Consider the following 24482-nt stretch of genomic DNA (forward strand, 5'->3'; position numbering starts at 1 on the left):
TGAAAACATTTAGAATATTAAGTGAACGCTATCGAAATAGACGGAAAAGATTCGGTTTACGCATTAACTTAATCGCTGCACTGGTAAACCGGATAAATTTTCAATAATGACTTTCGCAAGAGATCTATTAAATACATGACATCAATAACCCGGCTATTCACTTTCCTTAAGCGTGCATATAATAATGTCGCGACTGAAAAAATATCATCCTTTTTTGCTGTAATATTCACACTTTACCCTCAATTAAATCCATTCATTAAACTTTAAAACTTACTTTTAAGCGCAATGTAATTTTACATGTCGCCTGAATTTTCAATTGGCTTTTTATTCCAACATTTAGAGCTTTTTATAATTAATACACTGACCTAAGTCGCTTGAAGTTTTCAAAATATAAAAAGTTTTCAGCCCTAAAATAAGTTAAACTTATACAAGTTTTTATTTTATTTTTTTCGGTCTCTCTATTTTATGAATACCTCTTCACGTTTAAGCAATTACTGGATCACCTGTGCAGATGGTCTTGAAACCTTACTCCGCGAGGAAATTGAAGGTTTAGGTGTTCAAAATATTGAACGTTTACCGGGCCGTTTAATTTTCAAAGGCACATTGGCAGATGCATACCGTATTTGCATGTGGTCCCGTTTGGCTTCACGTGTATTAACACCTATTCATACGCATGAACTTGAATTTACCCATGATGCACGTGATGTTGCAGAAGAGCTCTATGAAGGTGCAATCAACTTTGACTGGTCACTCATTTTCGCACCACAAAGTACATTTGCCATTCGTTTACATGTAGAACGTGAAATCAAGGTCAATACACAATTCGCAACTTTACGGGTAAAAGATGGTGTGGTGGATTCCTTTATGGAAGCTGTGGGTAAACGCCCAAGTATCGACATCAAACAGCCAGAAATTACCCTCTATGTGCTTGCTGGTAAAACTGCGCATACCTATTGTCTGGATTTATCTGGTGATTCTTTACATAAACGTGGTTATCGTCATTACATGACCGATGCCCCGATTAAAGAAAATCTTGCAGCCGCCATTCTGCAAAAGGCCAAATTAAAACAGCGTAAGCCAGACATTATTTTAGATCCAATGTGCGGTTCAGGGACTTTTATCATTGAATCTTTGATGATGCTGACCGACCGTGCGCCGGGTCTGGTGCGTCGTTTTGGTTTCAATGGCTGGAATGGACATGACCATGAATTATGGATGTCAATTAAAGCAGAAGCCGCAGAACGCCATCAAACAGCATTGCAACAGCCTTTACCGCAATTTTATGCCTATGATGCTGACTGGGAAGCAGTGAAAGCCACCAAGAAAAATATTATTGCGGCAGGCTTTGAAGCATTGCTCGATCATATCAAAATTGAAGAGCGTACATTGGCAGACTGGCCGGATTTCAAGGCTGAAGGCAAAACCTCATTTATTGTCACCAACCCGCCTTATGGTGAGCGTTTAGGAGATAAAGCCTCTAACCGTGCCTTATATTTAGGCTTGTCTGCCCTGTTACAAAAGAACTTCCCGAATCAGTATGCAGCCGTGATTGCGGCGCAGGTTGAACAAGCCGACGTGCTGGCATTCAATGAACCGCAAATTCTGCGTCTGATGAATGGTAAACTGCCAATTTATGTACGTTTCGGCACCATCAAACCGGCTGCCGTATCAGAACCGTTCTTGGCAAACTGGCAGCCACAACAGTTTGAGCCGATTGAAGGCGCGCAGGACTTTACCAACCGTCTGCAAAAAAACATGCAGAATCTAAAAAAATGGGCGGTTAAAGAAAATATTTTCTGTTTGCGTTTATATGATGCCGACTTGCCAGATTTTAACATTGCGGTGGATTTGTATGGTGATCGCCTGCATGTACAGGAATATGCCCCACCGAAATCGATTGACCCCGAAAAAGCTAAAAAGCGTTTTAACTTAGCCTTGCAAGCCATTCGTGCGGTGACCGGTTTAGGACGAGATGCCATTTTCATTAAGACCCGCGCACGCCAGGAAGGTAAAAGCCAGTACACCAAACAGAGTACTGCTTCTAAACGCTTTATCGTACAGGAAGGCAAAGCCAAAATTTTAGTTAACCTGACTGATTACCTGGATACCGGCCTGTTCCTGGATCATCGTCAAATGCGTTTGCGTATTGCAGCAGAAGCCAAAGGCAAGCATTTTCTCAACCTGTATAGTTATACCTCTACAGCAAGCCTGCATGCTGCTTTAGGTGGCGCTGCAAGTACCACCAGTGTCGACTTATCCAACACTTACCTGAACTGGTCCAAAGAAAACTTTGTCTTGAACGGTTTGACTGTGGATCATGCCGATGAGCAGCACCAGTTCTTTGCCAGCGACTGTTTTGAATGGCTGAAAGAAGGTCATGAACAATATGACCTGATTTTTATCGATCCACCAACCTTCTCGAATTCGAAAAAGTTTCATGGCACCTTCGATGTGCAACGTGACCATTTGTCCCTGATCAAGCGTGCCATGAACCGCCTGACCACAGAAGGAACCTTATACTTCTCGAATAATTATCGTGGTTTCGAGATGGATGAGGAAATTCTGGCGTTCTTTGATGTTCAGGAAATTACCAATGAAACCATTGGACCAGACTTTAAACGTAATACCAAAATCCACCGTGCATGGAAAATTCAACATCCACAAAATGACTAATATATTTTAGATACTACACTAACTAAAAAGGCTGCCTATCTGGCAGCCTTTGTTTTTACATATGTTAATTTAAAAATTTCTTTTCACCGTATTTATATTCAATACCGATTTTTAAGATATCACCTTCCCGTTTCGCTTGCAGCGTCTGCTGCATACCATCCAGCATTTGCTCAAGTTCCTGGTCAGATAAGGTTTTACCGCCTTGTTGCAGATAGTTTTTCATGATGGTTTTCATGATTTGTTTATCGTATTCAATATTGGCCTGATATTCGACCAGATTCGGCGCCATTTTCAATAAGCTTTCAAAAGAGGATTGATGTCCCGGCATGACCTTTCCTGTCAGGCTGGCTTTGGCATAGCCATCACCCACCTTAATTTGATTATTCTGCGATTCAAAAGTAAAACCGTCATTCACAATGGCCAGGAAACTGCTCACCATATCCTGATTGAGTTCTTCTTTTGCTATACATGCTGCACTACTTTTTTCCAATAAATCAAAAAAATTCTGCACTTTTTGTCGATTAAGATCAGTCAGCTTAAAATTCATTTCAAAATCATGAAAACTAGGAGTTTTATACATGGTCATTTCATCAATTTTGACCTGAGTATCAAAAGCAACCTTGGTTTTATCGAGCTGAGTATTTACCCGCAAAGCAAAGCCTTTTAATTCACCACTGCCAAACTGCTGTACATTTCGATCCGTACGCTGAATTGAAGCAATATTTAAACGAGCTTCCCCCTCCTTCAGAACCGTGTTTAAGCCATGATTGCTTTCAAACTCTAAATCGCGCATCTGCATCTGGCCCAACTTATCATTCACCGTCATATTCGGAATTTGAAATTTTACATTCAACACATCGAATTGATCATCTTTTGATTTGGCAAGCATTGTAAAAGTCATGGGATCAATGCGGGTTTGTATATCTGCATCATTTTTCTCATACACCGGAGTGACGAGTGAAGTATGCATTCTTCCCAACCAATCAATTTTTGTTTGAACCGTTAACGGTTGCTTCAGTAAACGTTGGAAGGTTGCATCACCTTGCTTTAGTGAGATTTTTGATTGAATCTGATAGCCATTCCAGCTGCGCTTGATTTTATCTTGACCGCTAATCATCAGGATATCTTTAGGCTTACAGGGATCAAGAGTAAATTCGGCCGTCCAGTCGGCAGAACCCTGCATCGCACCCATATTAAAATTTTTATACTGAATCGACATGAAATTTGATTTTTGAGACTGTTGATAATAGGAAGTTAAACTTTTGTCTGCATATAAATTCCCTCCTATGACCGCTGTTGCCAATACCACAATGCTTCCCAGACCCCAAGTTAATTTTGACATAGTATCTGCTCTAGATTTATATGTTTTTATTAAATAATAAGTATAATTAAATTTTTTAATAAAAGATAATTATTTTTTAATAATTAATAACTTATACACATAAAAAACCAAAAAAAACTTTAAAAATTATGTCAATTTTTTACCTAAAATTTCACTTTTTCGACTGAAATTGTCAGGCATAAAAAAACCCAGCCGAAGCCAGGTTTTTTTCTATTTACAGCAAATTAACTTAATTTCATTTTTTCAAATTCAAGATGACCATTTTCCCCTTTTACGAAAATGGTATCTCCTGGCAGAAAATCACCACTCAGGATTTTTTGCGCCAATGTATTTTCTACTTGTTGCTGGATAGCACGCTTCAATGGACGAGCACCATATACCGGGTCAAAACCGGCATCAATCAACTGATCAAATGCAGTGTCATCCACTGAAAGACGCATGTCTTTTTCGCTTAAACGTGCACGCAAACGGTCCAGCTGAATATCGGCAATACCACGAATTTGCGCTTTTTTCAGTGAATGGAACACCACCAGCTCATCAATACGGTTAATAAATTCTGGACGGAAGTGTTGAGATACAGCCGCCATCACCACTGCACGAACTTCATCATCAGTTGCGTTATCGCCCAATTCACGGACATCTTGCGAACCCAGGTTTGAAGTCAGCACAATCACCGTATTTTTAAAGTCCACCACACGACCTTGCGAGTCGGTTAAGCGGCCATCATCCAGTACTTGCAGCAAGATATTAAATACGTCTGGATGTGCTTTCTCCACTTCATCAAACAACACTACGCTATAAGGTTTACGGCGTACCGCTTCAGTCAAGATACCGCCCTCTTCATAACCGACATACCCCGGAGGCGCACCCACCAAACGGCTGACCGAATGTTTCTCCATGAACTCACTCATATCAATACGCACCATGGCATCATCACTGTCAAACAGGAAGTTGGCCAAGGCTTTGGTCAATTCGGTTTTACCCACCCCGGTTGGTCCGAGGAACAGGAATGAACCACTTGGACGGTTCGGATCAGACAATCCTGCACGTGAGCGACGTACTGCATTAGAGACTGCTACTACGGCTTCATCCTGCCCTACCACACGGTTATGCAGGAATTCTTCCATATGCAGCAATTTCTCGCGTTCACCTTGCAGCATTTTCGCTACAGGAATACCGGTTGCAGCACTGACCACTTCGGCAATTTCATTTTCCGTAACTTTGGTACGGATCAGTTTCGGTTCTTCACCATTTTCCTCAGCAACCTCTTCTGCAGCAAGACGTTTTTGTAATTCAGGAATAACCCCGTATTGCAAACGACTGGCTTCTGCCAAGTCACCTTCACGCTGGGCTTTTTCAAATGCGGTACGCGCTTTATCGAGTTCAACTTGCGCTTGGCTGGTGCCTTCAACCAGTCGTTTTTCAGCAATCCACTGTTCTTCCAGATCACTGTATTCTTTCTGTACTTCTTCGATCTGTTTTTCCAGATGGCTGACTTCTGCCTTGCTTACCGAATCTGCATCCTGTTTCACCGCTTCCAGCTGCATTTTCAATTGAATTAGGCGACGATCCAAACGATCGAGTGGCTCAGGTTTGGAATCAATTTCCATTTTAATCCGCGAAGCTGCCTCATCAATCAGGTCAATGGCTTTATCGGGCAATTGACGGTCAGTGATATAGCGGTGCGACATTTTCGCTGCGGCAATAATCGCTGAATCCAGAATCTGTACCCCGTGATGGGTCGCATATTTCTCTTTTAAGCCACGCAGAATTGCAATAGTATCTTCAACGCTTGGTTCATCGACCAATACTTTTTGGAAACGGCGTTCCAGTGCAGCATCTTTTTCAATGAACTGGCGGTATTCATCTAATGTGGTTGCACCAACACAGCGCAGCTCACCACGGGCCAATGCAGGTTTAAGCATATTGCCTGCATCCATGGCACCTTCGCCCTTACCTGCGCCCACCAGGGTATGTAATTCATCAATGAAGAGGATGATTTCGCCTTCATGTTTGGCCAAATCTTTCAGAACTGCTTTTAATCGCTCTTCAAACTCACCGCGATATTTTGCACCAGCCAGCAATGAACCCAAGTCCAAAGATAAAACCCGTTTACCTTTCAGGCCTTCCGGAACTTCACCGTTGACAATGCGTTGTGCCAAGCCTTCCACAATTGCCGTTTTACCCACTCCAGGCTCGCCAATCAGTACCGGATTATTTTTGGTACGGCGTGACAAGACCTGAATGGTACGTCTGATTTCTTCATCACGACCAATCACAGGGTCCAGTTTGCCGGACATGGCACGTTCAGTTAAGTCTATGGTGTATTTATTGAGTGAATCACGTTGATCTTCATGGGTATTACTCATGACTTTTTCATCACCTCGAATTTTTTCAATCGCTTTGCGTAAGCTTTCAGTAGTTACGCCGACATTATTTAATAAAGTTTTGGTTGCACCGGTTTCCGCTAAAGCGAGTAGCACCCAGTCGGTAGATAAAAACTCATCCCCGGCTTTTTGGGCATAGCTGTCCGCCAGATTTAAAGCCCGTACCGCTTCAGGATTTAAGTTGATGTCCCCAGTTGGATTAGCGATGGTCGGCGCATCTTGAAGCGCTTGCTGCACTTTGGTTTGCAGATCACGTAGATTTGCTCCGGCTTGCTGAAACAGGCTGATATTGGCAGGCTCTTCCAGTAACACCGATAAAATGTGAATACCTGAGATGGCAGTATGGTCTTTACCCATGGCCAGAGACTGAGCATCTGATAAGGCTTGCTGCAAGCGATTTGTAAATTTTTCAAAACGCATTCTTATTTTTCCTCACAACAAATTTTGTACTTGGATAATAGATGGGAATGGCTTGATATTTTTCAATAACATTTTTAAAAAATATTTTTAATTTTCAACAACTAAACCAAATTAATATAAAGCTTGGATGTTAGTTATAATATGGGTGTTTAAGCTAATTTTTTCAAGCATATTGTAATTATTTATGTATGAAATTCTCTTCCCTAGGCATTTTGTATCTTTTAATAAGGAATCATCAAAGCTTTTAAAAAACTATTGTGATTATGAATACATCAATCAGCTTGATGAATATTCTAGAAATGCATGTTTAGAGGACAGGATTCATCAAAAGTATAATGGGTTACTGTTGAATCCCTCTTAGAGTGAAATGCGTTTTTACTTTATACCTTTTTAATTGTGATGCAGAATAAAAAATGGCAATCCAAAAATGGATTGCCATCTGGATTTCATTATTCAACTTCAATAATTTCAAAATCGTGGCTAATTTCCACCCCACCATCCGATAACATTTTGCTTGCAGAACAGTATTTTTCAGCTGAAAGTTCAACTGCTTTAGCGACCTGTTTTTCTTTGACTGCTTTACCCGTTACCACAAAATGTAAATGGATTTTGGTAAACACGGCTGGGATGCTATCCGCACGTTCAGCTTTGAGCTGACATACAACATCCGTCACATCTTGGCGAGATTTCTTTAAAATAGTCACAATATCAAAGGAAGCACAGCCACCAAGTCCCATTAATATCAACTCCATAGGACGTGGTCCACGGTTTTGACCACCATATGCCTCGGCCCCATCCATTACAATTTGGTGACCACTTTCCGATTTTGCTTCAAAAGCAACATTCTCTAGCCAATGAACGCTTGTTTGCATTGCAACTACCTGAAAAAAACTATAAATTTACGACGTACCTGTACACTAACATAAATTGAGTTGATAAGGAATTTCAGCTCTTCTGTGTGACAAGTTCACTTTAGGTCTTGTGCGATCTATTAATTATCCATATTCGGAACCGTTAGCATGACTTCAAACTTTTCACAACTTAGCACTGATGCGCTGTCTCCTGGTCAACTCCCTGAGTCAGTAAAAGCATTATTAAAACGTGCATATATAAATCGTTATCCAAAACGCACTGCAATTGTAGATGCAGGCTCAGAATCAAAATCGCTTTATTTGATTTTAAAAGGTTCAGTATCCATTATTTTACGTGAAGATGATGATCGTGAAATTGTGGTTGCCTATTTGAATGCTGGAGACTTTTTTGGGGAAATGGGTCTTTTTGAAGCAAATCCACAACGTACTGCAGAAGTTCGTACACGTGACGTATGTGAAATTGCCGAAATCACCTATGAAAACTTCCACGAATTAAGCAAACAGTATCCAGACCTGAGCTATGCCGTATTTGCCCAGCTTGTACGTCGCTTAAAAAATACCACTCGTAAAGTGACTGACCTGGCATTTATTGATGTATCTGGCCGTATTGCACGCTGCCTGATTGACCTGTCTTCTCAACCAGAAGCCATGATTTTACCGAATGGACGTCAAATCCGTATTACCCGTCAGGAAATTGGCCGTATTGTTGGTTGTTCCCGTGAAATGGTCGGTCGTGTCCTCAAAACACTGGAAGAACAAGGCATGATCCAGACTGATGGTAAAGCCATCCTGATTTATGATGTTTCTGCTGAAGATAGCAATGCAGCTTTAGAAGACGAGGATGATGAAGAATAAGTTTTCTTCCATTCACCATAAAAGCAAATCCTAAGATTTGCTTTTTTTATGTCCGTAATTTGCAACCTGTTCTTTTTAAATTTTTTATGACAACTTTAAAACAATTCATGATTTAACCCTGATGCAAAAATCAGTTAGCCTAATGCACAATGTTAAACTTGATAAAAATTAAGGGATCAACCTCTATGCAACTCAAATCTTTAGCCAATACCGGGATTCTTGTGCCTGAAATTTGTTTAGGCACCATGACCTTTGGTGAACAAAATACCCAGGCAGAGGCCTTTCAACAGCTTGAATATGCTCTGGATCAGGGGTTGTTTTTTTGGGATACCGCAGAAATGTATCCGGTCCCACCAAAACCTGAGACTCAAGGAGCAACTGAAACCATCCTGGGCAACTGGATTGCACAACGTGGTCAGCGTGACCAGCTGTTCATTGCCTCAAAAATCGCCGGTCCCTCACAAGGCGGCAGCCATATCCGTGATGGCCAAACACGCTTTACTGCAGCTGAGATTAGCTCGGCAATCGATGGCTCGTTAAAACGCCTGCAGAGTGATTATATTGACCTGTATCAATTGCATTGGCCACAACGTCCAACCAATTTCTTCGGAAAATTGGGTTATGGCAATACAGAAGCGCACAATCAACAGCAAGTCACTGCCTTAGAAGAAACCTTAAGCGCCTTAAGTGATGAAATTAAAAAAGGCCGTATCCGTTATATTGGGCTGTCCAATGAAACCCCGTGGGGAACTTTAAAATTTTTACATCTGGCTGAAAAGTTAGGCCTGGAAAAATTTGTCAGCGTACAAAATCCGTATAGCCTGTTGAACCGGACTTATGAAATTGGCATGTCTGAAATTGCCCATTATGAAAATGTCGGCTTACTTGCCTATTCCCCTTTAGCCTTTGGTTACTTGACAGGTAAATTCCGTCATGGTGCTCGTCCAGCCAATGCACGGGTCAGCCTATTTTCCCGTTTTAGCCGCTATAGCAATCCTGAAAGTGAATGGGCAACTGAACAGTATGCTCAGCTTGCAGAGCGACATGGCTTAACCCCAACTCAACTGGCATTGGCATTTATTAAGCAGCAGTTCTTTGTCACCAGTACCATTATTGGCGCAACTAACCTGGATCAACTGAAAGAAAATATTCAGGCTTTTGACATTGATTTATCAGCAGAAGTTTTACAGGGTATTGAAGATATTCACCGCCAGCAGCCAAATCCAGCACCCTAATTTCATTTTAAGTACTGCTTAAAATGAAATTAGAAAAGTTAAAGCTTTATATTCGATCACTTCGAAATTATTGACACCATCTTCCCTTGCGCACTCAGAATATATTCTGAGGATGCTCATCCCCCATAGGAAGAGGGAGTAAAAGCAAAAAAGGATGCTATAGGCATCCTTTTTTATGAATAAAACAACAATTAGCGTCTGTTATAAATAGCTTGAGCTGCAGGCAAGTTTTTACGCATTGCTTCGATACGCTGACCATTTGAAGGGTGAGTCGACAGGAATGATGTACCACCTGCACCTTCTAACTTGTTCATTTTTTCCCAAAGGGTAATCGCGGCTTGCGGGTTATAACCTGCACGTGCCATTAGCATTAAACCACCTTGGTCTGCACGGCTTTCAAGACTACGTGAATATGGCAAACCCACACCCACTTGTGCGCCTAACTGAGCTGCTGCTGCCCCCAATTGACCGACATTATTGCCTGCATAGCCTAAACCAATGTTTAAAGCTAGGTCAGTTAAAGCTTGTGCACCAATTTTTTGTTTGGAATGTTCTTCCAGGGCATGCACCATTTCATGACCCATCACAGCTGCAATTTCAGCATCGGTTAGATTGAGTTTATTCACAATACCAGTGTAAAACACCACTTTCCCCCCTGGTGCCACATAGGCATTAACCTGGTCTGATTTCAGCACAGCCAATTGCCAGTCAAACTTTTGGCCTGTCTGGTTGATTTGATCACCATAAGGTTTTAGACGTAAAAATACCGAATTAATTCGCTTATAAGTGGTAGATGAAGTATCTAAGGTTTTATTGGCACTTGCTTCCTGAACAGTTTTATTAAAGCCCTGCGCAGCAGTAACATTTAATGTGGATGAATCTGCCCCAGCCATATCCGCTACAGTGGTACAACCTGAAATAGTGATTACACTCGCTGCACACAAACTTAAAATCAGCTTGCTGTTCATTATAATAATCTCCGCCTTAAAACTAGATATCTCTTTTCAGGGAGATTATATGAAATAGTGAATAATCTTTAAATTGATATTCTCTTCACAATCATATCATTTATGTAAACAAGGTCATTTAAGAAATTGAAAACTAAGCCAATAAAGCAAACATAAAACATTTAGCCCCAAGTATATCTGGGAAAGGGGTTTAATTTTCTGTTCCAGTTGTTCATTTTTGCGCTTAAAAAATAAAAATGCATTTTGAATCAGAACAATGGGGACCAAAATACAGGCAATGATAACGCTTAATCCAATAAGTGCTGCATTAATAATTGCGGGATCTTGTGTTTGCGCTTGAATAATCAGCATGGCAATAGTAGGAGCTCCCCCCATTGCGAAGAGTAATGAATAAAACATCGTCGCTGATATATTTTTATGCATCATGCACAACCTTGTATTTCTTTTATATTTAACATTCTAGCAAGCGCAAATAAATTAAACAGTATTCTCTGATGCAACTTTAGTCGGGCAAAACAGTCTGCATACTGGTCGTAGATATATTTTCCAAATGAAATGGACAAAAAAAGCCTCGCAAATGCGAGGCTTTTTGTACATCTTAATTCTTGGCAGATTAAGCTTCGAATGGATGGCGAAGAATAATTGTTTCTTCACGGTCTGGACCAGTTGAAATGATGTCGATTGGACATTCAATCAATTGCTCAAGACGTTTTACGTAGTTAAGTGCGGCTTCTGGTAACTGATCAATTGATTTAGCACCAAAAGTAGACTCAGACCAGCCTGGCATAGTTTCATAGATTGGCTTTAAAGTTTCGAATGCAAGCGCATCAGAAGAACCTACGCAACCAGAATCAGTAGCTTCGTAACCGACACAGATTTTCACTTCTTCTAAACCATCAAGAACGTCAAGTTTAGTCAAGCAGATACCTGAAAGTGAGTTTACTTCTACTGAACGGCGAAGAATTTCAGCATCGAACCAACCACAACGACGTTGACGGCCAGTAGAGGCACCAAATTCTGAACCTACAGTACCCAAGTGTTTACCAATTGCATCACCCACATCGTTCGCAGCATCGTAAACAAGCTCAGTTGGGAATGGACCAGCACCTACACGTGTTGTGTACGCTTTAGTGATACCCAATACATAGTCAAGGTGTAATGGACCAAGACCAGAACCAGAACTTACGCCACCAGCAGTCGTGTTTGAAGAAGTTACATACGGGTATGTACCATGGTCAACGTCAAGAAGTGAACCTTGCGCGCCTTCAAACATGATGTTATCACCGTTTTTACGGTATTTATGAAGTTCACCTGTTACATCCACAACTAATGGAGCAACAACTTCACGCCATTGGTCGCAAAGAGCAAGTACATCTTCAAGATTAACTGCTTCTACACCGTAGAATTGAGTCAACTGGAAGTTGTGGTATTCAAGGAGCTCGGTAAGTTGAGCTTTAAGATGTTCACCACCACGTACCAGGTCAGCAACACGAATTGCACGACGTGCAACTTTATCTTCGTAAGCCGGACCAATACCACGGCCAGTTGTACCAATTTTTGCATTGCCACGTTTTTTCTCACGCGCTTGGTCAAGTGCAATGTGGTTTGGAAGGATTAACGGACAGTTTGGAGAAATACGTAAACGCTCACGTACTGGCACGCCTTCTTTTTCAAGAATATCCATCTCTTTAATAAGCGCTTCGGGTGAAAGAACCACGCCGTTACCAATTAAGCACAGTACATTTTCACGTAAAATACCAGATGGAATGAGGTGTAATACAGTTTTCTTACCACCAACCACAAGAGTATGGCCTGCGTTGTGTCCGCCTTGATAACGAACGACCGCTGCCGCTTGATCTGTGAGCAGGTCAACGATTTTACCTTTACCTTCGTCGCCCCATTGGGTACCGAGTACCACAACATTCTTGCCCATAATAGCCTCATTGCATCATGCTGTTAAAATTGAAAACTTGAATCAGTGACTCAATACTGATTCAGGTCATTAAATCTGTTCGACTTTCCATTCCCCTGCTACATTCACCAATTGGTGAGTCGCAAACGGAATTGAGTTTAAATCGTCATTGCCTAATAACTGAATAACACTTAAGCCTTGTGCACGCAGAGCAGCAATTGCATCCAGTAATGCTTTGTCTGTCCCTTTCGGTGCAACCACTTTTTGAACTTGCTTGAACTGACCTGCACTGAGTGCATATAAGTCACAAGAGAAGCCTGTTGCAGGACGCGCACGCCCGAAATGTTCACCAATACCGTCATAACGACCGCCTTGAGCCAGGGGTGCTGCACGGTTTGGTGCATAGACGGCATACATTAAACCGGTGTGGTAGTGATATGAACGAAGCTCTACAACATCAATACCAATATGCAAGTCTGGCCAACGTGCCTGAATTTCAGACCGTGTGGTTTTTACTGCGTCAAATGCCTGTTTGAATGCCGGGTCTGCAATAATTTCAGCACTCAGGTTGGCTTCTAAAGCATCTAAATCACTTGAATAACGACCCAGTGCATAAAAATCTGCACCAAATTTTAATTCCTGTGTAAATTCAGCAAGTTCAGGCAATGCTTTACGTTGATAAAGATCCGAAAGCTGACTTTCTTCCGCCTTGCTTAAACCAGCATGTTTAACCAGACTACGGAATAAGCCGACATGACCTAAATCCAGATGGATGCCATCTACAAAACTTGCTGTTTTTAATAAGTTAAGCATCACGTCAATCATTTCGACGTCAGCATCAATACTGTCTGAACCAAAAAGTTCCGCACCCAGTTGCAGCGGTGCACGCGTGGTATTAAAACCTTGAGGTTTGGTGTGTAAAACCGTGCCAGCGTAGCAATAGCGCGCTACGCCTTCGACCGGATGTACATGCGCATCGATACGGGCCACTTGCGGTGTCATATCGGCACGCACACCAAGTAAACGACCAGAGAGCTGGTCGATGACTTTAAAAGTGGCCAAGTCTAAATCTTGATTCGATTCTGAGAGAGAAGAAAGAGATTCGATGTATTCGATAAATGGCGTGTACACCAGCTGATAACCTCGAGATGCGAGGAAATCCAATGCTTCACGGCGCAAAGCTTCAATTACTTGCGCTTGTTCTGGTAATACATCAGCTACACCATCAGGTAATAACCATGTCTCTGAAATGGGCATGTTGTAAACCTAAATACTTGTCAGCGCGGAAGTAATCCGCATAAAAAAATCGGGAGCACACCCGATTTCTCCTAGTCTAGCACGATCACTTTAGCTGTGCACATGACTTTTTGCAGATTTGTTCGTTTTTTACCAACTAATTTATGCCGTTTAAAAAACTGAATCAGCTGAATCATTCACGATTGATCAGCACTCTCGCAAATTCAACCATTATAAAATAAAAAATACTGGAATCCGCTAAAACAGCAAACGCCAATCCAGGCTATTTGTACAAAGCCATTCTTCCAAAAAAACCAGTGACGAGTCAGGCCCTTTTTATAGCAACGTTTCCAAAGCTGGTTTAGTCGCATATTCTGAAAGATCGCTCTACAGCTGCTTTAAGAGAATACTATAAGCTCACCTTAAAATTAGACTGAAGGCTTGTCTGTTGAGTGAACCGTTTTTGCCAGCAGTCCAACCAATTCAGCATTTTGCGATTCCACCTGGTTCAGTTTGGTCGTGGTTTTATCAATCACTTCTTGCTGAATATGCATTTTCTTCGCCAGGTCCTGCATAATTTCCAGCGTTTTTTTAAGGTTTTCTTCCAGATGAACCACTTTTTTTTCCAATTGTTGATTCAACTGAATTTCACTGAGTGCAGCACCTTGGTTGGTAAATTGTGCCCAAATCAAAAAGATCACTGCTATGGCCAAAAGGAAAATAAATCCCCATATAAATATCAACATAGATGTGCTGCTCATGTTATTGATTCCTGACTTATTATTATCATGAATCGAGGTGATTAAATTAAAAAGACTTATAATTTTCGTATAACAATTAAAAAGTGACTGTAAAATTAACTCTGTCTAGCTAGAGAATATTTATTATAAGCATTTTTCTGGGTCGATTATCCACTGCCACTGTCCATAGAGCATTTCCTAGCAGTCTATCCATCCTACTGAAGCCAACATCTTTACTCAAGAATTAATAAACCATTCGAACAAATTGATAATAATTGAGTTACAGGTCTCATTATTTACCCCCATACGCCATAAAACTCCATGCCTTTCAAAAGCAGCAAGATGGAAAATCCATCTTGCACTCTTTTCTTTAAATAAGGTTCGCTATTTATGAGTAAAAGATTCACACAGGTCCAGCAAGCGATTTGCATAACCCCACTCATTATCATACCAGGCAAAAACTTTAGCCTGATGACCCACCACCATAGTTTGGCTCAAATCCACAATCAATGAATAAGGCGAATGGTTAAAGTCTGATGAAACCAAAGGTTCATCAGTAACATCCATAATTTCCGCATAATCCTGATGTGCCGACTTGATCAGGATTTCATTAATTTTATGTGCTGTGACATGCGACTGCGCAACAAAAGTAAGGTCAATAGCAGCCACATTAATGGTCGGTACGCGTATGGAATAACCATCTATGCGCTCTGCCATTTTCGGCATGACCCGTTTTAAGGCCCCTAGGGCCGAAGATGTGGTCGGAATAATATTGTGTCCTGAAGCACGGGCACGGCGTAAATCGCGGTGAGCATGATCCAGTACTGACTGATCTGCCGTCACTGCATGGATTTCTGTCATCAGTGCTGTATCAATGCCAAAAGCATCATCTATGATTTTAACTAAAGGTACCAAGGCTTGTGTGGTGCAGGATACACTGGAAATAATCCGGTCCGTAGCTTTGACTTCGTGATGGTTTACCCCATACACAATGGCGGCATCCACCGTGTCAAAGGGTGCAGCACCAATAATGACCCGCTTCGCCCCTGCAGTAACATGTCCTGTGGCTGCTGCACGTGAACGGAATAAACCGGTACATTCCAGCACCACATCAATATTTAACTTATTCCAAGGCAAGCGTTCAGGCTGTTGCTGGCTAAAAACCTGTACCTTTAATTGCGCCAGACCTGCAGAAATATGCAAAAAAATCTGTTCATCCTGCAAAAGCACTTCGACCTTGCCTTTGAAGCGACCATGGGTGGTGTCATATTTAAACAAATGCACCAGTGTTTCTACATCTGCAACATCGTTAATCGCCACGATATCAAAATGAAAATCCTTAGGATTTTCAAACCAAGCCCGTAATACATTGCGACCAATTCGCCCGAAACCATTAATGGCTACTCGTTGCATCAGATATCCTTAACTCTTGGGTAGATGTAAACACCGCTCTATGTTAATGGATTTTAACCAGATACCGATACCATTTCTGCTGCTGTATTTATAAAATATCTCGCAACAAAGGGTTCAGCCTGCTGCTTCTAAGCTTATTTTGTCGCAAATTTTATTCAGACCAGATTGCCTTAAAATATTTACTTCACTTTTCACTTACTTGATATCTTATGCATAAAGCAGAATTTGGCTGATTAATTCAGTGCATGAAACCTAATACCGCTTAAATAGAATTGTGATTAATTCGCCTTAAAGTGATTGGTGCATGCCGCTTTTTCCGTTATACTTTAGCGTTTTAAAATTTTAAGCCAGTATCTCAAGCCAGCTTTATAAAGGTAAGACTTGCTTGACGTGCTATTAGCCAAATACAAGATTTATGGAGTGACTTGGTTGTGAGTACTCGTTTTATGACATCAGCTGAAATTCGCGAAGCTTTTTTAAGCTATTTTGAATCGCAAGGGCATACACGTGTCGCGTCGAGTTCTCTGGTTCCTGCCAACGACCCAACATTATTGTTCACCAACGCTGGGATGAACCAGTTTAAAGACTGCTTCCTGGGTCTTGAAAAACGTGACTATGTTCGCGCAACATCTTCACAAAAATGTGTCCGTGCCGGTGGTAAACACAACGACTTGGACAACGTGGGCTACACTGCACGTCACCACACCTTCTTTGAAATGCTAGGTAACTTCTCTTTTGGTGATTACTTTAAACGTGATGCGATCAAATTTGCCTGGGATTTTTTGACTAATGAGCAATGGCTAGGCTTACCAAAAGACAAACTCTATGCCACTGTTTATCATACCGATGACGAAGCCTTCGACATCTGGAACAAAGAAATTGGCTTAGATGCATCTCGCATCATCCGTATTGGCGATAACAAAGGCGGTCAATACGCATCGGATAACTTCTGGGCAATGGGTGATACAGGTCCTTGTGGTCCTTGTTCTGAAATCTTCTTTGACCATGGCGACCACATCTGGGGTGGCTTACCCGGCACACCTGAAGAAGATGGCGACCGTTTCATCGAGATCTGGAACAACGTATTCATGCAGTTCAACCGTACTGCTGATGGCGTACTGCATCCTCTTCCAGCACCATCTGTAGATACAGGTATGGGCCTGGAACGTATTTCCGCAGTTTTACAACATGTAAACTCAAACTACGAAATCGACCTGTTCCAGCACTTGTTAAAAGCTGCGGCTGAAATTATCGGTTTAGACACGTCCGAACTTGAAGCCAAAGCACAAACTGAAGGTAAGCCAGTTGACTACCCTGCTTCCCTTAAAGTGGTGGCTGACCATGCACGTTCATGCTGCTTCCTTATTGCTGACGGTGTAAACCCTTCGAATGAAGGCCGTGGTTATGTACTGCGTCGTATTATCCGTCGTGCTGTGCGTCACGGTAACAAACTGGGTGCGACCGGTTCATTCTTCCACAAAATGCTTCAGCCATTAATCGAAGTCATGGGTGCTGCATATCCTGAACTTGCAGCCAACCAAGCACGCATCGAAGCGCAACTGCTGAAAGAAGAAGAACAATTTGCGAAAACTTTAGAGCAAGGTTTGAAATTGCTTGAAGGTGAATTGGCTCAACTTAAAGGTTCTGTGATTCCAGGCGCAACAGTATTCAAACTCTATGATACTTATGGCTTCCCGACTGATTTAACAGCTGATATTGCACGCGAACGCGACTTGACCATTGATGAAGCCGGCTTTGAAAAAGAGATGGCTGCACAACGTCAACGTGCGCGTGACGCAGGTAAATTCGCCATCGACTACAACAGTATTGTAAAAGTTGAAGGTGAAACCCAGTTCGAAGGTTATGAAGCCACTCAAGCTCAAGGCCAAATTGTTGCGATCTATAAAGATGGCGAACAGGTTGATGAAGTTGTAGAAGGCGACGAAGCGCTCATCGTATTAAACCAAACCCCTTTCTATGCAGAAAGCGGCGGTCAGATTGGTGATACAGGTATCTTCAAAAACGATACCGGTATTTTCGAAGTTCAGGATACCAAAAAATCTGGTGGTGCATTCGTACACCAAGGTATTGTGACCATGGGTAGCTTAAAAGCTGCTCAATCTGTTGAAGCGATTGTTAAAGCAGACATCCGTGAAGCAACATCACGCAACCACTCTGCAACCCACCTGCTACATGCTGCCCTTCGCCAAGTGTTGGGTTCACATGTACAGCAAAAAGGTTCATTGGTTGCATCTGACATTTTACGTTTTGACTTTGCCAATGACCAACCTGTTTCATTCGAACAGCTGCAGGAAGTTGAACGCATTGTAAACCGTGAAATTATCGCCAACACTACCGTTTCAACTGAACTTCTTGACATCGAATCTGCCAAAGAAAAAGGCGCGATGATGCTGTTTGGTGAAAAATATGGTGACGAAGTACGTGTACTTTCCATGGGTTCAATTATCGATGAGAAAAACTTCTCGATCGAACTGTGTGGCGGTATTCACGTCAAACGTACCGGTGATATCGGTCTGTTTAAAATCACATCTGAAGGTGGTGTAGCGGCAGGTGTACGTCGTATTGAAGCGGTGACTGGCACAAAAGCGGTTGAAGTGGTTCAAAAAGCCGACCGTGATATCAACACCATCAATGGTCTGTTAAAAGCGCAAAAAGAACAAACCATCGAGAAAGTTGAAGCGCTGGCAGATACAGCATCCAGTCTGCAAAAGCAGATTGAACAACTCAATCAGAAATTGGCGAACTTCCAGGCAGCTGAACTTTTAAGCCAAGTTCAAACTGTGGCTGGTCGTCAAACATTGATTACTACTGTACAAAACATGGATGCGAAATCGCTTCGCAACCTGCACGACGGTGTAAAATCTAAATTAGATCATGCAGTGATTGTACTTGCTGCTGTAGAAGGTGATAAAGTCAGCCTTCTCGCTTCTGTAGCAAAAGACTTTACTGCTTCTATTAAAGCAGGTGACATCATCAAACACCTGGCAACCGAGCTCGGTGGTAAAGGTGGTGGTAAACCTGACTTGGCACAAGGTGGCGCGCCACTTAACGAGAAGTTTGCAACAGTGATGGCAGATTTGACTGCTTGGCTTGAAGCAAAATAAAACTTCACCTTTTGTGTAACTGATCCTGATCGGAAAATCAGGGTCATGGTTTATATGGAACAACTATGGCATTAATCGTTCAAAAATATGGCGGTACCTCTATGGGTACTCCCGAGCGCATCTTAAATGTTGCTCGTCGTGTAAAGCGCTGGCATGACCACGGCCACAAGGTTGTGGTTGTGGTATCAGCAATGAGTGGCGAAACCAATCGCCTGCTTGCTTTAGCGAAGGCCATTACCGAAACCCCTGATCCACGCGAATTAGACCAGATGGTCTCTACGGGTGAACAGGTTACGATTTCTATGTTAGCGATGGCGCTCAACTCAATTGGAGTAGAAGCAAAATCACTTACTGGCCGCCAGGTTGGCATTAAAACCGACAGCGCATTCAACAAAGCCCGCATTGAATCTATTGATACTGATGTATTAACTGAAAACCTAGATGCAGGCCGCGTACTTGTGGTTGCCGGTTTCCAGGGCTTTGATGAATTGGGCAATACAACAACTTTAGGTCGTGGTGGTTCAGATACCTCTGGCGTGGCACTTGCAGCTGCACTTAAAGCAGATGAATGTCAGATTTATACAGACGTAGATGGCGTTTATACCACTGACCCACGCGTTGCACCAAAAGCGAAAAAAGTTGATCGTATTTCTTTTGAAGAAATGCTGGAAATGGCATCACTTGGTTCGAAAGTCCTGCAAATCCGTTCAGTTGAATTTGCTGGCAAATACCAAGTACCTTTACGCGTATTATCAAGCTTCGATAACGACGATGATGGCGCATTTGACGAAGACTTCAAAAACAACGTCGGAACTCTTATTACTACTGAATTGGAAGACAACATGGAACAGCCAATTATCTCTGGTATCGCGTTTAACCGTGACGAAGCAAAATTGACTATCTTGGGCGTGCCTGACCTGCCTGGCATTGCATCCAAAATCCTGGCGCCAATTGGTGCAGCGAATATCGAAGTTGACATGATCATTCAGAATGTGGAAGAAGACGGTACCACTGACTTCACGTTCACAGTCAACCGTGGTGAGTTCAATAAAGCAAAAGCAATTCTGGAACAAACTGCAAAAGAAATTGGTGCTCGTGAAGTTGCGACCCGTTCAGACATCGTAAAAGTTTCTATCGTAGGTGTGGGTATGCGCTCTCATGCAGGCGTAGCAAGCAAAATGTTTACTGCTCTAGCTGAAGAAGGCATTAACATTTTAATGATCTCAACTTCGGAAATTAAAATCTCAGTGATCATTGAAGAAAATTATTTAGAGCTTGCCGTGCGCACGCTTCACACAGCTTTCGGTTTAGACCGTGAATCTGGCGAATCAAGCGCACGCGCTTAATATGTAGAGTAACAAATTTAGTCCTTGTTGAACAAAATTTGCGAAATACTACAAAAAGAACAGAGCCACTATAGTTTTTTTTATAGTGGCTCTGTTATATTTGTAACTGAGGATTTTGAAAATATTAACAGAATTATTTTAGTCAAATTCTTGACAGATTGTTTTGATAATATTTCTATAATATTAAGGTTGTGTCTTTTTAAATTTTAAAATCAATTGCACGTTTAGCGTTTTGCAAGGAGATAAACATGCTGATTCTAACCCGACGTGTCGGTGAAACATTAATGATTGGGGATCAAGTCAGTGTAACTGTGCTTGGCGTAAAAGGTAATCAGGTTCGTATTGGCGTAAATGCTCCAAAAGAAGTATCTGTTCATCGTGAAGAAATCTACCAACGAATTCAACATGAACGCGCTATGCATGAACATCTGCAACACCTGGATCAGGATTATCAGCCTTCTTTTGAAGAAGATAATTTCCCACAAAATACCCAGAACGACTTTAACCGTTAAACCGTTAAAGGTTGTTCTAATATAAAGCGGCTATATGGCCGCTTTAAATTTATCTGCTGCTTATTTTTGTCCCAGCAAGGCCAATGCATTTTTAACCGGTGCATAACTACGGCGATGTTGATCAATCACGCCATGCTCAGCAATCGCTTCAAAATGGGCTTTGGTTGGGTAACCTTTATGTTTGGCAAAGCCAAAATGTGGATATTGCCGATCCAGCACCACCATCTCCCGGTCACGGGTCACTTTTGCCAGAATACTGGCTGCTGAAATTTCTGCATGCAGCGCATCCCCGCCGACCACCGCATCACAGCTCATGGTTAAGCCTTGCGGAACTTTATTGCCATCAACCAGCACATGTTCCGGCTGAAGATGCAAAGCTTCTACAGCACGGCGCATAGCCAATAAAGAGGCTTGTAGAATATTGATCTGGTCTATTTCTTCATGGCTAGCTTCAGCAATGGCCCAAGCCAAGGCTTTCTCTTGTATTTCTACAAATAATTTTTCACGCTTTTTTTCGCTGAGTTTTTTAGAATCATTCAAGCCTTCAATCGGATTATTGGGATCTAAAATAACTGCTGCCGCTACCACCGAACCCACCAAGGGGCCACGCCCCGCTTCATCTACACCGGCAATTTTCATTAATACTGTACCTACAAAAAAAAGGCTGAATCACATCAACCTCTTTAATTTTAACATGAATTAAAGTTCTATTAGTTCATGGCTTCAGCAACACAAGCATTAATGGTTTTAGTCACTGCATTTGAAACAATGGTATTACGTGCAGCCGGATCAATTGCAGCTGTCGCCAAATCAACTGCAGTTACATTTTGTGGTGCTTTTTCACTGACACAACCACAGATTTCAGTCTGAATATTTTGCTTTTGAGTTGCAGTCATTAACTTGGTTGCATTTTGCCATGCTGGAATAGTATTCAGCTCGGTGGTACATTTGGCATTAATTGCAATTTTAATTGCAGCCATACCGAGTTGTTGAGTTGCCGATTGAGTACCTGTTGCACCAGTTGTACCTGTAGTTGTGCCAGTTGATACACATGCAGTAAGCGCTAAAGTTAAAGGTGCAAGCACAGCGATTAATTTTTTCACAGTATTATCCTGAGTTATAAAATCTGTTGGGCATATTTTGCCGAAACTTTCCCAAGGAAGAAATCTATATTTCAGTTGAATTTTCCACATCCGGATAATCTGCTTAAAAAAACGGCATCCTTTTCAGTGTTGCAAGAAGCACACGCTTCGTTCCATATCCATCATTTTTAAATATGAGCTTTTTGATTAGCATACCCAGACTTGAAAATGACATATGGATACATGGGTATAACATGAAAAATACCTCACAATACTATACGCGTACGGCACAAATGCTGCATTGGCTCATGGCTGCTATTTTTATTGCAGCATGGTGTATTGGTTTTTATAGCGGAAATTTTCTAAGTTATGAGATCGATGGAAGCTTTAAAGGTCAGGTCATTACTCTACATAAGAACATCGCCACCACCATTATCTTTCTGGTCCTGATTCGTATATTTTGGCGCTATACCCACCCTGTTCCAGCACTACCCGACAGCATGTCACCTTTGATGAAAGTCTTGGCACATCTGGGACATTTAGCTTTATATCTCATGTTACTGGCTTTACCGATTACCGGCTGCTTATTTAGCTGGAGTGCAGGACATCCGGCACCCGTTTTGTATTTATTCGAAATTCCACGTTTGGTCCAGGATAATCCCAACCTTTTAGCCACCGTAAAACCTGTACACATTTATTTATCCTGGTTTGCAGGCTTACTTGTCATTGGTCATATTGCCGCAGCATTAAAACATCATTTCATCGATAAAGATAACATCTTGCGCAGCATGACCCGACAAGCAAAATAATAAATTTTGTCGCTATAAAAAAGCCGCACTAGTGTGACACTGATGCGGCTTTTTTATAATTCAATTTATAGTGATAAGTTATTGCAGAGCGTCCTGAGCACAACCTTTAACACTGTTCACCACCGCTTGTTTAATCAGGCTATTTTTTGCAGATTCACTCATCGATGCCATAGCTAACTCTTTGACCGAAACGTCCTGCAAGGCATGTTCACCCACACAACCACAGATTTGTTTTTGTACGGTTGATTGCCGCTCTGAACTCATGAACAAAGCTGCGGATTGCCACACTTTTGAAGCATTCAACTCACTTTTACAGCCTTGTTCAATCACTGGTTTCAACATTTTCTGGGTTAAAGTAGAATTTTTATCGGTCGCAAAAACTGATACAGAACCAACCAACAAAGCAATAGCAGCTATCCAGCATAGACTCTTTTTCAAAATAAAACCTAATTTTTAACCAGTAATGATTGAGCAGATCAATATATCAATCTGCCCAATCCAAAAGCATTTTTCAAAGGAATGGATTACACCAAAGAATCAATCTGTTGTGACAATTTTTGCTTTTCAGCATCAGAGATAAATGAAGCTTCAAACGAATTTTTCGCCAATTGCTTTAGCTCATCATTTGACAGGTCTAAAGCTTTTGTAATTGCAATGAAATTATCATTCATATAACCACCAAAATAGGATGGATCATCTGAATTGACCGTCACATGTAGGCCATGTTGCAGTAAACGGCGGATATTATGCTGCGCCATATCATCAACCACACAGAGTTTTAAATTACTTAAAGGACACACGGTTAAAGGCATTTTATCTGCAATCAAACGCTGCATCAGTTTCGGATCTTCTTCAGAACGTACACCATGATCCACTCGGTTCACTTTAAGCAAATCCAAAGCTTCCCATACATATTCTGCCGGCCCCTCCTCGCCTGCATGTGCCACCACTAAAAAGCCTGCTTCACGCGCTTTGGCAAATACCCGTTCAAACTTAGATGGTGGATGCCCCACTTCGCTTGAATCCAGACCGACAGCAATGATTTGATCTTTAAACGGCATAGCCTGTTCTAAAGTTTCAAATGCCGCTTCTTCACTTAAATGACGCAAGAAACACATAATTAAATGCGAGCTAATGCCTAATTTGCTTTGCGCATCATCACAGGCACGTTTTAAACCCTTAATCACCGTTGCAAAAGTAATACCACGATCGGTATGGGTTTGCGGATCGAAGAACATTTCAGTATGCACAACTTTATCTGCAGCGCATTTTTCAAAATATGCCCAGGCCAGATCATAGAAGTCCTGTTCATGAATCAGGACATTGGCACCCGCATAATAGATGTCTAAAAATGACTGTAGATTATGGAAGTTATACGCCTGTTTTACTTCCTCAACAGATTTATACGGAATATCAATATGATTGCGTTGAGCAATCGCGAACATCAGCTCAGGCTCAAAAGTCCCTTCAATATGGACGTGTAACTCTGCCTTTGGCATGGCTTGAATAAGCTCAAGTTGATTCATATCTTATCCTTATAAAATTTTTCAAAAAT

At 41.7% G+C, this 24482-nt stretch carries 20 protein-coding genes and 1 pseudogene; 8 read left to right on the plus strand and 13 right to left on the minus strand.

Annotation, left to right across the window (positions count from 1 at the left end; all coding sequences use genetic code 11):
• Both FTT83_RS07835 and rlmKL read left to right on the plus strand, forming a co-directional pair.
• Nucleotides 1-107 (plus strand): annotated as a pseudogene (locus tag FTT83_RS07835) (IS5/IS1182 family transposase); the annotation flags it as partial.
• A 358-nt stretch (nt 108-465) separates the two neighbouring features.
• Complete coding sequence (gene rlmKL / locus FTT83_RS07840; RefSeq protein ID WP_180176501.1) at nt 466-2673, plus strand: bifunctional 23S rRNA (guanine(2069)-N(7))-methyltransferase RlmK/23S rRNA (guanine(2445)-N(2))-methyltransferase RlmL; 2208 nt, start codon at nt 466-468, stop codon at nt 2671-2673.
• A 64-nt stretch (nt 2674-2737) separates the two neighbouring features.
• On the opposite strand, the gene FTT83_RS07845 is transcribed toward rlmKL, so the two are convergent.
• From FTT83_RS07845 to FTT83_RS07855, 3 genes are all read right to left on the minus strand, one after another.
• Nucleotides 2738-4015 (minus strand): DUF945 family protein, encoded by a 1278-nt coding sequence (locus FTT83_RS07845; protein ID WP_180176500.1) that lies wholly within the window; start codon nt 4013-4015, stop codon nt 2738-2740.
• Nucleotides 4016-4239: 224 nt separating this feature from the next.
• Nucleotides 4240-6822 carry an ATP-dependent chaperone ClpB gene (gene clpB / locus FTT83_RS07850; RefSeq protein WP_180041814.1) on the minus strand — a complete coding sequence of 861 codons (2583 nt, stop codon included), beginning with the start codon at nt 6820-6822 and terminating at the stop codon, nt 4240-4242.
• A gap of 449 nt (nt 6823-7271) precedes the next feature.
• Nucleotides 7272-7694 (minus strand): OsmC family protein, encoded by a 423-nt coding sequence (locus FTT83_RS07855; RefSeq protein WP_166166676.1) that lies wholly within the window; start codon nt 7692-7694, stop codon nt 7272-7274.
• Nucleotides 7695-7841: 147 nt separating this feature from the next.
• Between FTT83_RS07855 and crp the strand changes: the two genes are divergently transcribed.
• Together crp and FTT83_RS07865 are read left to right on the plus strand one after the other, a co-directional pair.
• Entirely contained in the window at nt 7842-8549 is a 708-nt protein-coding gene (crp, locus tag FTT83_RS07860) for a cAMP-activated global transcriptional regulator CRP (RefSeq protein ID WP_166166679.1), read from the plus strand.
• Nucleotides 8550-8734: 185 nt separating this feature from the next.
• Complete coding sequence (locus FTT83_RS07865; RefSeq protein ID WP_180041816.1) at nt 8735-9784, plus strand: NADP(H)-dependent aldo-keto reductase; 1050 nt, start codon at nt 8735-8737, stop codon at nt 9782-9784.
• Between the two features lie 191 nt (nt 9785-9975).
• Here the strand turns inward: FTT83_RS07865 and FTT83_RS07870 are convergent, their stop codons facing one another.
• The 6 genes from FTT83_RS07870 to FTT83_RS07895 form a co-directional block, all read right to left on the minus strand.
• Nucleotides 9976-10752, minus strand: coding sequence for a M48 family metallopeptidase (locus tag FTT83_RS07870; RefSeq protein ID WP_180176499.1), 777 nt, complete (start codon nt 10750-10752; stop codon nt 9976-9978).
• 114 nt (nt 10753-10866) lie between these two features.
• Nucleotides 10867-11175, minus strand: a complete 309-nt coding sequence (locus FTT83_RS07875) for a hypothetical protein (protein ID WP_086195596.1) — start codon at nt 11173-11175, stop codon at nt 10867-10869.
• A 190-nt stretch (nt 11176-11365) separates the two neighbouring features.
• Nucleotides 11366-12685 (minus strand): adenylosuccinate synthase, encoded by a 1320-nt coding sequence (locus FTT83_RS07880; protein WP_180176498.1) that lies wholly within the window; start codon nt 12683-12685, stop codon nt 11366-11368.
• A 69-nt stretch (nt 12686-12754) separates the two neighbouring features.
• The gene (locus tag FTT83_RS07885; protein ID WP_180041818.1) at nt 12755-13921 is read right to left on the minus strand and encodes an ATP phosphoribosyltransferase regulatory subunit; all 1167 of its coding nucleotides are present in this window, start codon (nt 13919-13921) and stop codon (nt 12755-12757) included.
• Between the two features lie 407 nt (nt 13922-14328).
• Entirely contained in the window at nt 14329-14646 is a 318-nt protein-coding gene (locus FTT83_RS07890) for a hypothetical protein (RefSeq protein ID WP_086195599.1), read from the minus strand.
• A 378-nt stretch (nt 14647-15024) separates the two neighbouring features.
• Nucleotides 15025-16053 (minus strand): type I glyceraldehyde-3-phosphate dehydrogenase, encoded by a 1029-nt coding sequence (locus FTT83_RS07895; protein ID WP_180041820.1) that lies wholly within the window; start codon nt 16051-16053, stop codon nt 15025-15027.
• A 431-nt stretch (nt 16054-16484) separates the two neighbouring features.
• Between FTT83_RS07895 and alaS the strand changes: the two genes are divergently transcribed.
• The 3 genes from alaS (at nt 16485) to csrA (ending at nt 21036) form a co-directional block, all read left to right on the plus strand.
• Nucleotides 16485-19178 (plus strand): alanine--tRNA ligase, encoded by a 2694-nt coding sequence (gene alaS / locus FTT83_RS07900; RefSeq protein WP_180041822.1) that lies wholly within the window; start codon nt 16485-16487, stop codon nt 19176-19178.
• Between the two features lie 65 nt (nt 19179-19243).
• Nucleotides 19244-20524: an aspartate kinase gene (locus FTT83_RS07905; protein ID WP_180041824.1), complete on the plus strand. Its 1281-nt coding sequence runs from the start codon at nt 19244-19246 to the stop codon at nt 20522-20524.
• 248 nt (nt 20525-20772) lie between these two features.
• Nucleotides 20773-21036, plus strand: a complete 264-nt coding sequence (gene csrA, locus FTT83_RS07910; protein WP_067723263.1) for a carbon storage regulator CsrA — start codon at nt 20773-20775, stop codon at nt 21034-21036.
• Nucleotides 21037-21096: 60 nt separating this feature from the next.
• Here the strand turns inward: csrA and rnhB are convergent, their stop codons facing one another.
• Both rnhB and FTT83_RS07920 read right to left on the minus strand, forming a co-directional pair.
• Complete coding sequence (gene rnhB / locus FTT83_RS07915) at nt 21097-21675, minus strand: ribonuclease HII (RefSeq protein WP_086195603.1); 579 nt, start codon at nt 21673-21675, stop codon at nt 21097-21099.
• 71 nt (nt 21676-21746) lie between these two features.
• Nucleotides 21747-22139 carry a hypothetical protein gene (locus FTT83_RS07920; protein ID WP_086195604.1) on the minus strand — a complete coding sequence of 131 codons (393 nt, stop codon included), beginning with the start codon at nt 22137-22139 and terminating at the stop codon, nt 21747-21749.
• A 233-nt stretch (nt 22140-22372) separates the two neighbouring features.
• Between FTT83_RS07920 and FTT83_RS07925 the strand changes: the two genes are divergently transcribed.
• Nucleotides 22373-22927, plus strand: a complete 555-nt coding sequence (locus FTT83_RS07925) for a cytochrome b (RefSeq protein WP_180176497.1) — start codon at nt 22373-22375, stop codon at nt 22925-22927.
• A 78-nt stretch (nt 22928-23005) separates the two neighbouring features.
• Here FTT83_RS07925 and FTT83_RS07930 read toward each other — a convergent pair whose 3' ends face one another.
• Both FTT83_RS07930 and FTT83_RS07935 read right to left on the minus strand, forming a co-directional pair.
• Nucleotides 23006-23365: a hypothetical protein gene (locus FTT83_RS07930; protein WP_218951837.1), complete on the minus strand. Its 360-nt coding sequence runs from the start codon at nt 23363-23365 to the stop codon at nt 23006-23008.
• Nucleotides 23366-23451: 86 nt separating this feature from the next.
• Complete coding sequence (locus FTT83_RS07935; protein WP_086195607.1) at nt 23452-24453, minus strand: adenosine deaminase; 1002 nt, start codon at nt 24451-24453, stop codon at nt 23452-23454.
• Nucleotides 24454-24482 lie beyond the last annotated feature (29 nt).

It is taken from the genome of Acinetobacter sp. YH01018 (assembly GCF_013420295.1).
Lineage (GTDB): Bacteria > Pseudomonadota > Gammaproteobacteria > Pseudomonadales > Moraxellaceae > Acinetobacter.

Bases quoted from the DNA above. Each gene is read 5' to 3' on its own strand.
- rlmKL (WP_180176501.1), top strand. From the start codon at position 466: ATGAATACCTCTTCACGTTTAAGCAATTACTGGATCACCTGTGCAGAT.
- clpB (WP_180041814.1), bottom strand. From the start codon at position 6,822: ATGCGTTTTGAAAAATTTACAAATCGCTTGCAGCAAGCCTTATCAGAT.
- FTT83_RS07925 (WP_180176497.1), top strand. From the start codon at position 22,373: ATGAAAAATACCTCACAATACTATACGCGTACGGCACAAATGCTGCAT.
- FTT83_RS07855 (WP_166166676.1), bottom strand. From the start codon at position 7,694: ATGCAAACAAGCGTTCATTGGCTAGAGAATGTTGCTTTTGAAGCAAAA.
- csrA (WP_067723263.1), top strand. From the start codon at position 20,773: ATGCTGATTCTAACCCGACGTGTCGGTGAAACATTAATGATTGGGGAT.
- FTT83_RS07905 (WP_180041824.1), top strand. From the start codon at position 19,244: ATGGCATTAATCGTTCAAAAATATGGCGGTACCTCTATGGGTACTCCC.
- rnhB (WP_086195603.1), bottom strand. From the start codon at position 21,675: ATGAAAATTGCCGGTGTAGATGAAGCGGGGCGTGGCCCCTTGGTGGGT.
- FTT83_RS07880 (WP_180176498.1), bottom strand. From the start codon at position 12,685: ATGGGCAAGAATGTTGTGGTACTCGGTACCCAATGGGGCGACGAAGGT.
- FTT83_RS07890 (WP_086195599.1), bottom strand. From the start codon at position 14,646: ATGTTGATATTTATATGGGGATTTATTTTCCTTTTGGCCATAGCAGTG.
- FTT83_RS07845 (WP_180176500.1), bottom strand. From the start codon at position 4,015: ATGTCAAAATTAACTTGGGGTCTGGGAAGCATTGTGGTATTGGCAACA.
- FTT83_RS07885 (WP_180041818.1), bottom strand. From the start codon at position 13,921: ATGCCCATTTCAGAGACATGGTTATTACCTGATGGTGTAGCTGATGTA.
- FTT83_RS07935 (WP_086195607.1), bottom strand. From the start codon at position 24,453: ATGAATCAACTTGAGCTTATTCAAGCCATGCCAAAGGCAGAGTTACAC.
- FTT83_RS07895 (WP_180041820.1), bottom strand. From the start codon at position 16,053: ATGCAACGAGTAGCCATTAATGGTTTCGGGCGAATTGGTCGCAATGTA.
- crp (WP_166166679.1), top strand. From the start codon at position 7,842: ATGACTTCAAACTTTTCACAACTTAGCACTGATGCGCTGTCTCCTGGT.
- FTT83_RS07875 (WP_086195596.1), bottom strand. From the start codon at position 11,175: ATGCATAAAAATATATCAGCGACGATGTTTTATTCATTACTCTTCGCA.
- FTT83_RS07870 (WP_180176499.1), bottom strand. From the start codon at position 10,752: ATGAACAGCAAGCTGATTTTAAGTTTGTGTGCAGCGAGTGTAATCACT.
- FTT83_RS07865 (WP_180041816.1), top strand. From the start codon at position 8,735: ATGCAACTCAAATCTTTAGCCAATACCGGGATTCTTGTGCCTGAAATT.